Annotated in this window: 14 protein-coding genes; 6 read left to right on the top strand and 8 right to left on the bottom strand. The window is 64.7% G+C overall.

Features of this window, described 5'->3' with window-relative positions:
- Positions 1 to 56: 56 nt before the first annotated feature.
- Entirely contained in the window at positions 57 to 1,061 is a 1,005-nt protein-coding gene (locus CQ019_RS03455) for an NAD-dependent epimerase/dehydratase family protein (protein WP_146113304.1), read from the bottom strand.
- Positions 1,062 to 1,211: 150 nt separating this feature from the next.
- Here CQ019_RS03455 and CQ019_RS03450 point away from each other — a divergent pair, with 150 nt between their 5' ends.
- Positions 1,212 to 1,784 (top strand): dihydrofolate reductase family protein, encoded by a 573-nt coding sequence (locus CQ019_RS03450; RefSeq protein WP_105568926.1) that lies wholly within the window; start codon positions 1,212 to 1,214, stop codon positions 1,782 to 1,784.
- Here CQ019_RS03450 and CQ019_RS03445 read toward each other — a convergent pair.
- The gene (locus CQ019_RS03445) at positions 1,781 to 2,533 is read right to left on the bottom strand and encodes a metal-dependent hydrolase (RefSeq protein ID WP_105568925.1); all 753 of its coding nucleotides are present in this window, start codon (positions 2,531 to 2,533) and stop codon (positions 1,781 to 1,783) included. The genes CQ019_RS03450 and CQ019_RS03445 overlap by 4 nt on opposite strands.
- Positions 2,534 to 2,595: 62 nt before the next feature.
- On the opposite strand from CQ019_RS03445, the gene CQ019_RS03440 reads away from it, so the two are divergent.
- From CQ019_RS03440 to CQ019_RS03430, 3 genes are all read left to right on the top strand, one after another.
- Positions 2,596 to 3,072 (top strand): GNAT family N-acetyltransferase, encoded by a 477-nt coding sequence (locus CQ019_RS03440; RefSeq protein ID WP_105568924.1) that lies wholly within the window; start codon positions 2,596 to 2,598, stop codon positions 3,070 to 3,072.
- Positions 3,069 to 4,355, top strand: coding sequence for an alpha/beta fold hydrolase (locus tag CQ019_RS03435; protein ID WP_105568923.1), 1,287 nt, complete (start codon positions 3,069 to 3,071; stop codon positions 4,353 to 4,355). The genes CQ019_RS03440 and CQ019_RS03435 overlap by 4 nt, the downstream gene beginning before the upstream one ends.
- Before the next feature lie 194 nt (positions 4,356 to 4,549).
- Positions 4,550 to 5,221, top strand: a complete 672-nt coding sequence (locus tag CQ019_RS03430; RefSeq protein ID WP_105568922.1) for a hypothetical protein — start codon at positions 4,550 to 4,552, stop codon at positions 5,219 to 5,221.
- A gap of 74 nt (positions 5,222 to 5,295) precedes the next feature.
- On the opposite strand, the gene CQ019_RS03425 is transcribed toward CQ019_RS03430, so the two are convergent.
- From CQ019_RS03425 to coaE, 6 genes are all read right to left on the bottom strand, one after another.
- The gene (locus tag CQ019_RS03425) at positions 5,296 to 6,573 is read right to left on the bottom strand and encodes an MFS transporter (protein WP_105568921.1); all 1,278 of its coding nucleotides are present in this window, start codon (positions 6,571 to 6,573) and stop codon (positions 5,296 to 5,298) included.
- 50 nt (positions 6,574 to 6,623) lie between these two features.
- On the bottom strand, positions 6,624 to 7,076 hold the full coding sequence (locus tag CQ019_RS03420; protein ID WP_096285196.1) for a MarR family winged helix-turn-helix transcriptional regulator: 453 nt from the start codon (positions 7,074 to 7,076) through the stop codon (positions 6,624 to 6,626).
- Between the two features lie 133 nt (positions 7,077 to 7,209).
- Entirely contained in the window at positions 7,210 to 8,268 is a 1,059-nt protein-coding gene (locus CQ019_RS03415) for a TerC family protein (protein ID WP_105568920.1), read from the bottom strand.
- Positions 8,269 to 8,560: 292 nt separating this feature from the next.
- The gene (gene uvrB / locus CQ019_RS03410) at positions 8,561 to 10,642 is read right to left on the bottom strand and encodes an excinuclease ABC subunit UvrB (protein WP_096285200.1); all 2,082 of its coding nucleotides are present in this window, start codon (positions 10,640 to 10,642) and stop codon (positions 8,561 to 8,563) included.
- Between the two features lie 62 nt (positions 10,643 to 10,704).
- Entirely contained in the window at positions 10,705 to 10,962 is a 258-nt protein-coding gene (locus tag CQ019_RS03405; RefSeq protein WP_105552329.1) for a hypothetical protein, read from the bottom strand.
- Entirely contained in the window at positions 10,962 to 11,552 is a 591-nt protein-coding gene (gene coaE / locus CQ019_RS03400) for a dephospho-CoA kinase (protein WP_105552507.1), read from the bottom strand. The genes CQ019_RS03405 and coaE overlap by 1 nt, the downstream gene beginning before the upstream one ends.
- Positions 11,553 to 11,578: 26 nt before the next feature.
- Between coaE and CQ019_RS03395 the strand changes: the two genes are divergently transcribed.
- Both CQ019_RS03395 and CQ019_RS03390 read left to right on the top strand, forming a co-directional pair.
- Positions 11,579 to 12,250, top strand: coding sequence for a YigZ family protein (locus CQ019_RS03395; protein WP_105552330.1), 672 nt, complete (start codon positions 11,579 to 11,581; stop codon positions 12,248 to 12,250).
- Complete coding sequence (locus CQ019_RS03390) at positions 12,247 to 13,365, top strand: class I SAM-dependent methyltransferase (protein ID WP_181148235.1); 1,119 nt, start codon at positions 12,247 to 12,249, stop codon at positions 13,363 to 13,365. Before CQ019_RS03395 ends, CQ019_RS03390 begins: the two co-directional genes overlap by 4 nt.
- Positions 13,366 to 13,394 lie beyond the last annotated feature (29 nt).

Raw genomic sequence — 13,394 nt, 5'->3', positions numbered from 1 at the left:
GCGAACCGCCCCGTCCGGGGAATAATTAAAATACGCGGTTCGCTACGGCGCGTGGCCTAGCGGCTGGTTCCGCGCGCGGCGGCGGCCAAATTTTCCAGGACGCCTACCTCCTCTTCACGGCTCAGACCGGTCCGTGCGCGGTCTGTTCCGTTGAGCCATTGAAGCGTGTCAAGACTAGTCCGCGCTAAGGACCGGGTGCGCAGCCCCGCTTGCCGAGCCGGACGATGATCGCGATCAAGCATGCCGGCCACCGCCGGATCCGGAAGCCACAGCGGAAGCGAGCGTTCCCCGCTCCATGGCACCACGCCCTGCTCGTGCAGCGACGCAGCATCGGCCCAGTGCACCCTTGGCTCGCCTTCCAGCGCCTCGAAGATCTGCGCGATGAATTCGCGGCGCGAAGTTGCCGGGCCCACCGCGTCAAAGGTTCCGGTGGATTTATTCTCGGCGAGCTCGATGAGCCAGGTTGCCAGATCGCGCGCGTCCAGCACCTGCACCGGGTCTTCGGCGGCAAGCGGCACCAATAGTTCCAAGCCGTCCGCTAGGCTGCGCGCCGCATGCTCCGGCCAATAACTGAACCTGCCGGTGGGATCTTTGGGCCCGATGAGCAGTCCCGGCCGGATGATCGCGGCCGGCGCGTGAAGTTCAACAATGAGTTGCTCGCAGGCAACCTTCATCGCCCCATAGGATTCGGCCGTTGATCGCCCGCCGTCGCTTTCCAGCGGTTCGAATAGTTTGGTGTCGGCTGGTGTTCCGCCGGGGTGCGACAGATCGGCATACACGGAGATGGTGGACACGAAGACCCAATGATCGGCGCGGAGCTCTTGCGTGGCCCGGCGTACGTGCGCCGGGGTTCGCGAGACATCGATCACCGCGTCGAATTGCCCGGCGGTGAGTTCGACTGGCGCCGGCTCGTTCCGGTCCCAATAAATGAACTCGCAGCCCTGCGGAGCCACCCCGCTTTCCCCGCGGGCCGCGCAAGTGACCCGGTGCCCGGCATCCGACGCGAATTGGGCAACGTACTGCGATAGGAACATCGTTCCGCCAAGCACAAGAAGTTTCATGCTCCCAAGTACAGCAGTGGCAGAGGCCACAACAAAGGGCTTTCACTCTGGGCACACCGCCCAGGCCCGGTTCCCTAGCGGCCGTATTCCGTGCGTGTTAGCATGTGAAAATTACCGGGCCGAGAACCGGTTCGAAGAAGGGTGTGCGCGATGGGTCGAAAGCTTGTTTACTATGTGGCGGTGAGCCTGGATGGTTATATCGCGGCGCCCGATGGCGGTTTTGCGGCGTTTCCCACCGAGGGAGACCACATGCAACCGATCCTTGGCGAATACGCCGACGCGGTACCCGCACATATTCACCAGGCCCTTGGAACCAGCGCTCCGGGTACCAAATTCGACACCGTGCTGATGGGCTGGAATACCTACAATCCCGAAATCTACGGCGGCCTCGACAGCCCCTACACCCATCTTCGGCAGATTGTGGTCTCGCGTTCCGCGCGCACGGTCCCGGAGCACATTGAACTCACCGGCGACCCGGTGGGCAAGGTACGCGAATTGAAACAGGATGCCGGGCTAGATATCTACCTTTGCGGCGGCGGGCAATTGGCCGGAGCGCTCAGCGAGGAAATCGACACGCTCATCCTCAAACGCCACCCGCTGGTCTTCGGCTCGGGAATCGCGTTGTTCGGTGCCGCCGGCTACGCCGCGTTGCCCTTTGTCCCGGTGCGCACTCGGACCTTTGATTCCGGAGTGAGCATCATCGAGTACGAGCGCACGCGCTAAGCCAAGATGATCGCTATGGCCACATAGGATGTCATCAGGCTGGCAAGGATCCATTCGGCCTTCGAACCGGTTTCGGCGAGGATCGGCAAGGCGACCCGCCCGTTAGCTTTCCAGCAGTCCCCGATGACCGGTATTCTGCGGAACCACCGCGGGGCACCGATCTTGATCGGCCACAGCAAGTTGCACCCGCCGATGGTGAGCATATCCCCCAGAATGTGCACGATCACCCCGGCGGTGACCGCCAGCGGGAACCAGGCCCGTTCGAGCGGAGCGTTCATGCCGACAAACGCCCCGGCGGCCAGGGCAATCACCCAGCACAGCAAGGGCGGCATGAATTTCACGCTTTTCACCGCGAAGGAAATCAGCAGGATCGCAAAGAGCGCTGCGCCGGGATACACCACCCCGAGCTGGGACACTTCCATCGACCACGAGTCGGCCAGCCAGGCCACAAAAATGAAGAACAAGATGCCCAGGATCGAGTGCGTCCCGTTGCGGTGGCCGCCGGCGACCTTCCCGATGATCCGCGCGAGGATATTGGAAATCGGCGGCAGGGAACGGGCGATCGTGGCGTTGTGATGGTCGGCGTCGGGCAGCAGGGCCGCCCCGGCGCAGACGATCGCCCCGGCGAGGGTTTCCCACCGCTCCATGTGCAATGCGCCGAATCCCAGGTTCACGGATCCAACGGTCACCGGAGTTGTTATTGCTAGCCATGCGGCTGCGCCGCTCATGGCGTGGTGTCCACCCATCATGGATTCCACCTTAGGACTGGTCACCGACGTTATAGCCGCACGACGGCGGTAAGCTTAAGCACATGTCACGAATCAGAGAAGCGCGCCTTGCGGACTGCCCGCGAATCCTCGACTTGATCCACGAGCTGGCGGTGTATGAAAAAGAACCAGACGCCGTGAAGAACACGGTCGCGGACTTGGAAGAACACCTCTTCGGCGAGGATCCGAAGGTCTTCACCCACGTCGCCGAGGACGAGTCCGGGCTGCTTGTCGGAATCGCGATGTGGTTCCCGACCTACTCCACCTGGGAAGGGCGCCACGGCATCCACCTGGAGGATCTGTACGTGCAGGAAAGCGAGCGCGGCAAAGGCACCGGCACCGCGCTGCTCAGAACCTTGGCGCAGATCTGCGTGGCGCGCGGCTACCGCCGGTTGGAGTGGGCGGTCCTTGACTGGAATGCCCCGGCGATCGCCTTCTACGATTCGATTCATTCCTCCGCCATGGACGGTTGGAGCACTCGCCGCCTGGACGGCCCCGCACTAGAGGAGTTGGCCCGATGATTCACTACCGCGGCATGGACGTCACCGAGCACCGCGTCGAAGTCCCGCTGGTGCATGGGACCGCAGGCGGCGAGAAGATCACCGTCTTCGCCCGCGAAATCAGCACCGATGCGGGCAAGCCATGGTTGCTGTTCCTGCAGGGCGGCCCGGGCGGGAAGGCCCCGCGCCCCGGCTCCCTGTCCGGCTGGCTGGCCGAAGCGACCAAGCACTTCCGGGTGCTGCTGCTCGATCAGCGCGGCACCGGCCTGTCCACCCCGGCGACCCACCAGACGCTGGGTTTGCGGGGCGACGCGGCCGCCCAAGCGCGCTACCTCACGCACTTCCGCGCCGACTCGATCGTGCGCGACGCCGAGGCGCTGCGTGAGCAGCTGGGCATCGAGAAGTGGAGCACCTTCGGGCAGAGCTACGGCGGGTTCTGCACGCTGACCTACCTGTCGATGTTCCCCGAATCCCTCGAACGCAGCCTGGTCACCGGCGGGCTCGCCTCCCTGGATGCCGATGCGCAGACCGTGTACCGGGCCACCTACCAGCGCATGGCCGAACGCAACCGCGAATACTTCTCCTGGTACCCGCAAGACTTCGAGACCCTGCACAAGATCTACGAGCACCTGCGGCACAATGACGACGAGCTGCTGCCCGACGGGCGCAAGGTCACCGTGCAGCTAGTGCAGATGCTCGGCATGTTCCTAGGCGGCAACACCCGCGTACACCTGCTGCACCACGTCTTCGAGGAGGCCTTCGCACCGACTCCGGGAGGACCCCGGCTCTCGGATGCCTTCCTGTCCGCCCTGTACGCCCAGGCCTCCTTCGCCACCAATCCGCTCTACGCGCTGATGCACGAAACCATCTACGCCCAAGGTTCGGCGACCCATTGGGCCGCGGAACAGGTGCTGGAGGAGTATCCGGGCTTCGCCGAGCAGGCGGACACCCCGCTGCTCACCGGTGAGATGGTCTACCGCTGGCATTTCACCGAAGATCCCGCGCTGCGCCCGCTCGAAGAGGTGGCTCGGATTTTAGCCGAGCACGAACATTTCGGCCCGCTCTACGACCTCGACGTGCTCGCGCGCAACACCGTCCCGGTCGCGGCCGCCGTCTACCACGATGACGTCTATGTCGACCGCGAACTGTCCTTGCGCACCGCTTCCCAAGTCAAGGGCCTGCAACCCTGGGTCACCGAGGATTTCCACCACGACGGAATCGGCGATGACGGTCCGGCCATCTTCCGCCGGCTGCTGGCGATGACTAACGGGGAAGACCCGGAAGCCGCAGCGGCCGGCGACTGAGCACTATCGCCGGTGCTCCGCGGTGGCTAGACTGGCACACAAGCAAAGGCGCCAACCAACCTCGAAGTTGCTTGGCGCCTTCGCTTTGGCGGGCCTTGGTGCAACTGGTGTGGCGGATGCTGTTCGCGCACGCCGCGCGTGCTAGGTTTTCGCTCAAGGGCAGCTAGCCCGATATATAGGTCGAAAGGAACACTATGGGAAACAATACTAATGGTGTCGATGTTCCAGACGATCTGGTCTCGAAGGTCGAAGAATTTGACGGCATCATCGCAGCCGCACACCTGCCATACAACATGACGATCGATCGCGCCGAAGAGGACGCGTTGGTCTACAAGTTCGTCGAGTCCGAAATTGACTTCGCCCTGGTTCTCCACGGTGAAGCAATTTTCGCCACGACCTCCGCACTGGATGATTCGGACGCTGATTTCGAGCCGGTTTATACCTTCGACCCGGAGTTCCCGCTCACCGCCGAGGACTTCGCCGAACGGCTCACCGACTTCGTGAACCTGGCGCAGAATTGGCAGGAAGTTTCCGAACTGCCTTTCGTGGCCGAGCACCCCGAGTACTTCGGCCCCTCGGACAAGCCGAACAGTGTGCTGCTCTACGAGGATGGCTACCGCTACGAGCTGCTGTTCGTTGAGAACGGCGACCATTTGGTTCTGGCACGTCCCATCGATACCGAGGCCTACGAAGTGGACCCCGAAGAGGACGAAGATGAAATCCCGTTGATCTACACCAACCACCACATGCTGCACCCCACCATGGGCGGAGCATTCATCGTGATGTTGGCGGAGACCTTCGGGCTGCCGGCCGAGGAAGAGGCGCTGCTCGCGCCACTGCGCATCATCCTCACTCCGACGAACTAAGTATCAGCTAAACACGGCTGGGGCCTGAGTTACCTTAAGTGGTAAGTCAGGCCCCAGCATCGTTTTAAGCCCGGCTAGCGGGTCGAACCGGTGGGAGCCACCGTATCGGCGGCGGCTATTTCCTCGGGCCCCGTGTGCGCCCCGGCACCGAGGTGGGACAGATGCCCACCGAGCAGTCCCAGCACCAGGATCGAGGCGAACACGGCGGCGGCGCCGAACCAGTAGGGCGCGCCGGCCCCCATGGCCGCGGCGATCGGCCCGGCCACCGCAGGGGCGATCGCTCCTCCCAGGAAACGCACTCCCGAGTAGGTGGAGCTTGCCACGTTGCGCGGCAGCTCGGTGGCTTCCATCACCGCCTCCGTCAGCGCGGTGTTGAGGATGCCCAACACCAGGCCGGCGACGACGATCAGCGCGATGAGCGCGCTCAGCTGCGTGTGCAACACCGCCATCGAGGCGAGCAGCAGTCCCAGCAGGCTCAGCGCGGCAAACATGATGGGGCGCAGGCCGAAACGCCGGGTCAGCAACGGGGCGACGAGCACCGAGGTGATCGCCAGCAACAGTCCCCAGCCGAAGAACACCCAACCAAGTTCCGCGGCGCCAAATTCGATTCCCTGCGTCTTGGCGGCGGCCTCCAGCGGGTAGGGCGAATAGGCCAGCAGCACGAAGAACCCGAAGTTGTACAGCACCGCGGTGAGCGCCATGGTGCGCAGGGCGGGATTCCGCAGGGCCGCAAAGCTTGCCCATGGGGAGATCTTCAGCTGGCCCGCGGGCTTGTCCGGCAAGCTGAGGAATGCGAGGATCGCGATGAGTCCGATCGCCATCAGCGTGGCGGTGCCGAAGAACGGTCCGCGCCAGGACAGGCTGCCGAGCACCCCGCCCAGCAGCGGCCCCACCGCCATGCCCACGCCCAGCGCCGCCTCGTAAAGCACGATCGCCTGCCGGCTGCCACCGCTGGCGGCGCCGACGATGGCGGCCAGGGCCGTGGAGATGAATAGCGCATTGCCCAGTCCCCAGCCGGCGCGGTAGGCGAGGATCTGGTTGATCGAGCCGCTGGCCCCGGCCAGCGCGGCGAAGAGCACGATCAGCACCAGTCCGCCGAGCAGGGTCTGCTTCACGCCGATCAGCGTGGAGACCCAGCTGGTGAAGAACATCGCCAACCCGGTGATGAACAGGTAGCTGGTGAACAGCAGCATGGTTTGCGAGGCCGTGGCGTCCAGGTCTCGGCTGATCGCCGGAAGGATCGGATCGACCAGCCCGATTCCCATGAACGAGACCATGCAGGCGAAGGCGATGGCCCACACGGATTTTGGTTGGTGCAACAGCGGATTGCGCGGTTGAGTATTTTTCGTCATAAAGCCAGCTTCTGCGAATTATTAGTTGTTTTGGCAGGTGCGGCGCGGGGCTAGCGATCCAGGTTTTCGGCCAGTTCCAGCACCATGCGCTCGAGCAGCGGCAGCGCCCGGTTGAGCGTCTCCCGCTCCGGCTCGGTCATCGCTTCGATGCTGCCGGTCAACGCGTTGATCGCCCGTTGCCTATACGCCGTGAGCTCTTCTACCCCGAGCTCGGTCACCGAGACAAGCGAGGCGCGGCCGTCTTGCGGATCGGCGGCACGCTGCACCAGTCCGTCCTTTTCCAGGCGCATCACCAACCCGGTCATGCTCGGTTGGGCGATGCGCTGCTGCACGGCCAGATCCCCCACGCGCTGCGGTCCCTGCCGGTGGAGCACCGAGAGCACCCGCCATGCGGTGACCGACCGCCCGTCGCCAGCGGCCTGGCCGAGCAGCCGGGACATCGCCCCGGAAAAGAGCGTCAGGCCTCCCGCGAGGCCGGCCAGGGGATCTTCTTCGCTTGTCATAAGTACAACCTAGCAGATTTACATAGGCCACCTATGTAAATTGCGGCTTTATGTTACCCAGAGAACAGAAAACCCGCCGTATTCCATCGGTGAGGATGGAATACGGCGGGTGATTTCCCGATTCGGGTTCGGACTACTTGCCCGAGTCCTGATCGCGTTCGATCGAAGCATTGGAAGCAGCCTTTTCGGCCTCCGCAGCCTCGGCCTTGGCGGCCGCGTTGCGGCCCAATGGGGTCCAGAGCGAGAGCACCGTGGCAATAACGATGGTCGCCAGAATGACGATCAGCGACAGCGAGGTGCTGATGTCGAGCCATGGCAGGTCGATGTGCTGGCCGCCGTTGATGAACGGCAGCTCGTTCTCATGCAAGGCGTGGAATACGAGCTTGACGCCGATGAAGGCCAGGATGAAGCTCAGTGCGTGCTTCAGGAAGACCAAGCGGTTCATCAAGCCGCCAAGCAGGAAGTACAGCTGGCGCAGGCCCATCAGCGCGAAGATGTTCGCGGTGAAGACGATGAATGCCGAATCGGTCAGCCCGAAGATCGCCGGAATGGAGTCGACCGCGAACAGCAGGTCGGTCATGCCGATGGTAATGAAGACCATGACCATTGGAGTGAACAACTTCTTGCCGTTTACCACGGTGCGCAGCTTGTTGCCGTCGTACTCCTTGGCGAATGGCATCTTGCTGGTCAGCTTCTTGACCAGGCCGTTTTCGCTGCCCTCATCCTCATCGTCGTCCTTGAGCTGGTGCCAAGCGGTCCAGAGCAGGAAGGCGCCGAAGATGTAGAAGACCCAGGAGAAGTGCTCGATCATGGCCGCGCCGGCGAGAATGAAGATCGCACGCAGCACCAGTGCGATGATGATGCCGAACATCAGCACCTCTTGCTGGTACTTACGCGGCACCGCGAAGCGGGTCATGATGATGATGAAGACGAACAGGTTGTCGATGGACAACGAGTACTCGGTAATCCAGCCGGCGTAGAACTCCTGGCCGATCTGGGAGCCAGCCTGCCACCAGACAATGCCGCCGAAGATCAGCGCCAAGGTGATGTAGAAACCGACAAAAAGCCCGGCTTCCTTCATCGATGGTTCGTGCGGTCGACGCACGACGTACAACAAATCAAGCAGCAGGATGACGCACAGCGCCACCAAGGCAATGATTTCAAATTGGATAGTTAACCCTGTAGTGCCCACAGAAGAGCAGCCTTTCGTCGTAAGGGTAGGACAAAGATTCGCAAGTCTCTCCGCCGTCACAAATCAATTCGTGTTCGGCTGCTGCGCCCGGCGAAACTTCGATGGTCCGCGTGTTGACGTTCACAGCATTTGGGATACTCCCCTACGTACGAGATTCAATTGTAGCCTACAGGCGGTCTAGCGCGCGCCCCGGGCGGGGCACCCCACTGCCGCGCCACCACCCTTCCTGCACCTCCAGCGCCTGCATCCACGCTAGTCAGAGGGTACACGGACGGCGCTGATTAACATTGTGTTAAGCGTGCCCGGCGTCCTTCATCTGGCGTAGTTCCTTCTTCAGCTCCCCCACCTCGTCGCGAATGCGCGCGGCCAGCTCGAACTGCAGCTCGGCGGCCGCCGCATGCATCTGCTCGGTCATCTGCTCGATCTGCCCGAGCAGGTCCTCCGCCGGCGCGGCGGCCAGACCATCCTTGCGGATCGGCGCGGCCTTGCGCTTGGCGTCCTTGGCCAGACGGTTGTTGCTCAGCAGCTCCTGGGTGTCGGCATCCTCGCGGGCCAGCTGATCGGTGATATCGGCGATCTTCTTGCGCAACGGGGTCGGGTCGATCCCATGCTTCTCGTTGTGCGCCCGCTGGATCTCCCGGCGCCGGTTGGTTTCTTCGATGGCCTTTTCCATCGCATCGGTGACCTTGTCCGCGTACATGATCACCTGGCCGGACACGTTGCGCGCGGCACGGCCGATCGTCTGGATCAGGCTGGTCGCCGAACGCAAAAAGCCCTGCTTGTCCGCATCCAGGATCGTCACCAGCGACACCTCGGGAAGGTCCAGGCCCTCGCGCAGCAGGTTGATGCCCACCAGCACGTCGAAGGAGCCCATGCGCAATTCGCGCAGCAGCTCCACGCGGCGGATCGTATCCACATCCGAGTGCAGGTACTGCACGCGGATCTGGTGCTCGGTGAGGTAGTCGGTCAGGTCCTCGGCCATCCGCTTGGTCAGCGTGGTCACCAGCACGCGCTCATTGCGGGCCACGCGCACGCGGATCTCGTCGAGCAGGTCATCGATCTGCCCCTTGGTGGGCTTGACGATGATCTCCGGGTCGATCAGCCCGGTGGGACGGATGATCTGCTCCACGAAGCCATCGGCCTTGCCCAGCTCGTACTTGCCCGGGGTGGCCGAAAGATACACGGTCTGCCCGACGCGCTCGAGGAATTCATCCCACTTCAGCGGGCGGTTGTCCATGGCCGAGGGAAGCCGGAAGCCGTGCTCCACCAGGTTGCGCTTGCGCGACATATCCCCCTCGTACATGGCGCCGATCTGCGGCACCGTCACATGCGACTCGTCGATCACCAGCAGGAAGTCATCGGGGAAATAATCGATCAGGCAGTGCGGGGCGCTGCCCGACTCGCGGCCGTCGATATGCCGCGAATAGTTCTCGATGCCGTTGCAGAAGCCCATCTGCTCCATCATTTCCAGGTCATAGGTGGTGCGCATGCGCAGCCGCTGGGCCTCGACGAGCTTATTCTGCGACTCCAGCTCCTTCAGCCGCGCCGCCAGCTCGTCCTCGATGGTCTTGATCGCCTTGTGCATGCGCTCGGCGCCGGCGACATAGTGGCTGGCCGGGAAGATGTACATTTCGGTTTCCTCGCGGATGACCTCCCCGGTCACCGGGTGCAGCGTGTAGATCGCTTCCACCTCGTCGCCGAAGAACTCGATGCGCAGCGCCTGCTCCTCGTACATCGGGATGATCTCCACGGTGTCCCCGCGCACCCGGAAGGTGCCGCGGTGGAAGTCCATGTCATTGCGGGTGTACTGCATGGCCACAAACTGGCGCAGCATCGCGTCGCGGTTCAGCTCCTCGCCGCGGCGCACCGTGACCATGCCCTCCACGTACTCCTCCGGGGTGCCCAGGCCGTAGATGCAGGACACCGTGGCCACCACGATCACGTCCCGGCGGGTGAGCAGCGAGTTGGTCGCCGAGTGGCGCAGCCGCTCGACCTCCTCGTTGACCGAGGAATCCTTTTCGATGAAGGTATCGGTCTGCGCGACATAGGCTTCGGGCTGGTAGTAGTCGTAGTAGGAGACGAAGTACTCGATCGCGTTGTTCGGCATCAGCTCGCGGAATTCGTTGGCCAGCTGCGCGGCGAGCGTCTTGTTCTGCACCAGCACCAGGGTGGGGCGCTGCACCTGCTCCACCAGCCAGGCGGTGGTCGCCGACTTGCCGGTTCCGGTGGCGCCGAGCAGCACGATGTCCTTCTCGCCGCCGTTGAGCCTCTGGGTCAGCTCCGCGATGGCGGTGGGCTGATCTCCGGCGGGGGTGTATTCGCTGACGACTTCGAAGGGGGCGACGACGCGCTTGATCGGCTGTGCAAGGCTCATGCCTCCAGCATAACGAGGCGCACCGACACTCGCCTACGCTTGGGGGCATGCCGATCGCGAAATTACCTGCCGCGGCCCAGCCGGGTGCCGGTGCGCACCGCATTGCGCGCCGCGGTCCGGCGGATCTGCGCGCCGAAGAACCCGACGGTCAGCGCCGTGGCGGCGATCAGCCCGAGCAGGGCGATCCAGCCGGAGAGATACACCACCGGCGAGTAGGGGCCATTGGAGGCAACATATTCCGCCCGGCCCCCGAAGCCCAGCCAGAGCACCAGCGCGAGCGCGAAGCTCGCCAGCATCGTCCACTTCGAAATTTTCAGCATCAGCGGCGCAGTTCCTTCTCAAATAGTTCGGTCACCCGGGCGCGGAGCTCTTCGAGTGTCCCCTCATTATGCAGCAGATGATCGGCGATCTGCGCACGCTGCGCGTCGCTGGCCTGGGCGGCCATCCGGGATTCGGCATCCGCCCGGGTCCACCCGCGGTCCTCGATCATCCGGCGGATCCGCTCCGCGCGGGGGGCCTGCACGACGATGACGGTGTCAAAATCCTGCGCCTGCCCGGATTCGGCGAGCAGCGGAATGTCCTCCACCACGATCGCCTGCTGCCCCGCGGCCGCGCGCAGCTCCTGCGCCCGGGCGCGCACCAGCGGGTGCACGATCGCGTTGAGCTTGCGCCGCTGGGCCTCGTCGCCGAAGACCAGCGCACCGAGCGCCGCCCGGTCCAGCGACCCGTCGGCGGAGAAAACTCCCTCCCCGAAGGCCGTCCGGATTGCTTCCAGGCCCGGCGTTCCGGGCGCAACAACCTCCCGGGCGAGCTTGTCCGCGTCGATCAGCACCGCGCCGAGTTCCACCAGACGCGCCGCCACTGCCGATTTGCCGGAAGCCACGCCGCCGGTCAGTCCCACATGGATCATGTCTACCACCCTATAAACTAAGTACGATGAACACCAACGACTCGGCCGCCACCCGCTACACCACGCTCGGCGGCGACAGCGTGCACGAGGTCGAGATCAAGCGTTCGCGCTTCATCACCTACCTCTTCCGCGTCGAATCCGAGGCCGCCGCCCGGACGCATCTCGCGGCGCTGCGCAAAACCCATTTCGACGCCCGCCACCACTGCAGCGCGTTCATCATCGGCCCGGATCGGATGACCCAGCGTTCGAACGACGACGGGGAGCCCTCGGGCACCGCCGGCATCCCGATGCTCGAGGCGCTGGCCAAACGCGATACCGGGCAGGGCGCTGACCTCTCCGATGTCCTCGCCGTCTGCGTGCGCTACTTCGGCGGCATCAAGCTCGGCGCCGGCGGCCTGGTCCGCGCCTATTCCGACTCCGTCTCCCAGGCGCTGAACCACGCGGCCCTGCGCACCCGCCAACGGCTGCGCCTCTTCGAGCTGCCCGCCGCGCATGCGCTGGCCGCCCGCTGGGAAAACGAGCTGCGCTCCGCCGGCTACCAGCTGGGCGACACGCTCTGGCGGGAGACCGACGCGGTGCTGCGTATCGGCATCAACGACGAGCCCGGTGACGCCCAGGCGCTGCGCACCGCCATCGCCACACTGACCTCCGGCGCCGGAATGCTGCGCCCGATCGACACCAGATGGGTGGACCTATGAGCCGCGAACTCCTGGCGCAGCTGCGCCGCTGGCCCGATATCGAGGCGGAGAACCTCTTCGCCGCCGATGCCGCGGACCGGCTGATCCTGGACACCGTCACGCACTGGCCGGAAACGGTGGCCGTGATCGGGGACCATTACGGCGCGCTGGCCCTCGGGGCGCTGGCCTCCGGCGCAAGCCGGGTGCAGGTGCACACCGACTCGCTGACCTCCGCGCGGGCGATCAGCGCGAACCTGCAGCGGCTGGCCCCGGACTGGGCGGACCGCCTGGAATTCCGCGCGCTCGATGAGGTCGCCCGCGGCGCGACCCTGGTGCTGCTCTGCCTGCCGCGCGGGCTGGATGTGCTCGAGGAGCAGGCCGCCGCCATCGCCGCACAGTGCGACGCGCACACCATCGTGCACGCCGGCGGCATGCTCAAGCATATGAACCGCACGATGAACGAGCTGCTGGCCAAGCGCTTCGCCGCCCTGGAGGTCTCGCACGCCCGGCAGAAGGCCCGCGTGCTCACCGTGCACACCCCCTTGCCCGGGGCACCGTCGGGCGCCTACCCGCTCGCGGCCACGCATTCGGTGAACGGGACCGAATTCACCCTGCGCGCCGGGGCGGCCACCTTCGGCGCGCAACGCCTGGACCCGGGCACCCGGCTGCTGCTGGAGAACCTGCCGGAGCTCTCCGACCATGCCACGCTGCTCGATCTGGCCTGCGGCAACGGCTCCATCGGAGTCTACGCCGCGCTCACCCACCGCGCGCTGCGCGTGGACGCCTCGGATCATTCGGCCTCGGCGGTCGCCTCCACCCGGCTTTCGGCCGCCGCCAATGGGCTCGAAGGACGGATCAGCGCCGTGCAGGACGACGGCCTGGCCCGGCACCCCGCGGCCAGCGCCACGCTGGTCACGCTCAATCCGCCCTTCCACATCGGGAACACGGTCCACGCCGGCATCGCGCTGAAATTGATCGACGAGGCGGCCCGCGTGCTGGCCGAGGGCGGGATCCTGCTCTGCGTCTTCAACTCGCACCTGCGCTACCGCGGCGAGCTCGCCCGGCGCATCGGCCCCACCGAGCAGCTCGCCCGCAACTCCACCTTCACCGTCACCCGCTCCGTTCGCCGCCGCTGACCTTATCCACACCCCGGAACCCGGCCGCG

This window comes from Arthrobacter sp. MYb229 (assembly GCF_002975405.1).
Taxonomy (GTDB): domain Bacteria; phylum Actinomycetota; class Actinomycetes; order Actinomycetales; family Micrococcaceae; genus Glutamicibacter.
Note: the sequence above shows the minus strand (reverse complement) of the source record. Positions and strands in the feature narration are given on the sequence as shown.

What these genes read in the sequence shown, in the direction of transcription:
- CQ019_RS03430 (WP_105568922.1), top strand. Translation starts at nt 4,550, where the DNA reads ATGGGAAACAATACTAATGGTGTCGATGTTCCAGACGATCTGGTCTCG.
- CQ019_RS03425 (WP_105568921.1), bottom strand. Translation starts at nt 6,573, where the DNA reads ATGACGAAAAATACTCAACCGCGCAATCCGCTGTTGCACCAACCAAAA.
- uvrB (WP_096285200.1), bottom strand. Translation starts at nt 10,642, where the DNA reads ATGAGCCTTGCACAGCCGATCAAGCGCGTCGTCGCCCCCTTCGAAGTC.
- CQ019_RS03455 (WP_146113304.1), bottom strand. Translation starts at nt 1,061, where the DNA reads ATGAAACTTCTTGTGCTTGGCGGAACGATGTTCCTATCGCAGTACGTT.
- CQ019_RS03405 (WP_105552329.1), bottom strand. Translation starts at nt 10,962, where the DNA reads ATGCTGAAAATTTCGAAGTGGACGATGCTGGCGAGCTTCGCGCTCGCG.
- coaE (WP_105552507.1), bottom strand. Translation starts at nt 11,552, where the DNA reads ATGATCCATGTGGGACTGACCGGCGGCGTGGCTTCCGGCAAATCGGCA.
- CQ019_RS03420 (WP_096285196.1), bottom strand. Translation starts at nt 7,076, where the DNA reads ATGACAAGCGAAGAAGATCCCCTGGCCGGCCTCGCGGGAGGCCTGACG.
- CQ019_RS03445 (WP_105568925.1), bottom strand. Translation starts at nt 2,533, where the DNA reads ATGATGGGTGGACACCACGCCATGAGCGGCGCAGCCGCATGGCTAGCA.
- CQ019_RS03390 (WP_181148235.1), top strand. Translation starts at nt 12,247, where the DNA reads ATGAGCCGCGAACTCCTGGCGCAGCTGCGCCGCTGGCCCGATATCGAG.
- CQ019_RS03450 (WP_105568926.1), top strand. Translation starts at nt 1,212, where the DNA reads ATGGGTCGAAAGCTTGTTTACTATGTGGCGGTGAGCCTGGATGGTTAT.
- CQ019_RS03435 (WP_105568923.1), top strand. Translation starts at nt 3,069, where the DNA reads ATGATTCACTACCGCGGCATGGACGTCACCGAGCACCGCGTCGAAGTC.
- CQ019_RS03440 (WP_105568924.1), top strand. Translation starts at nt 2,596, where the DNA reads ATGTCACGAATCAGAGAAGCGCGCCTTGCGGACTGCCCGCGAATCCTC.
- CQ019_RS03395 (WP_105552330.1), top strand. Translation starts at nt 11,579, where the DNA reads ATGAACACCAACGACTCGGCCGCCACCCGCTACACCACGCTCGGCGGC.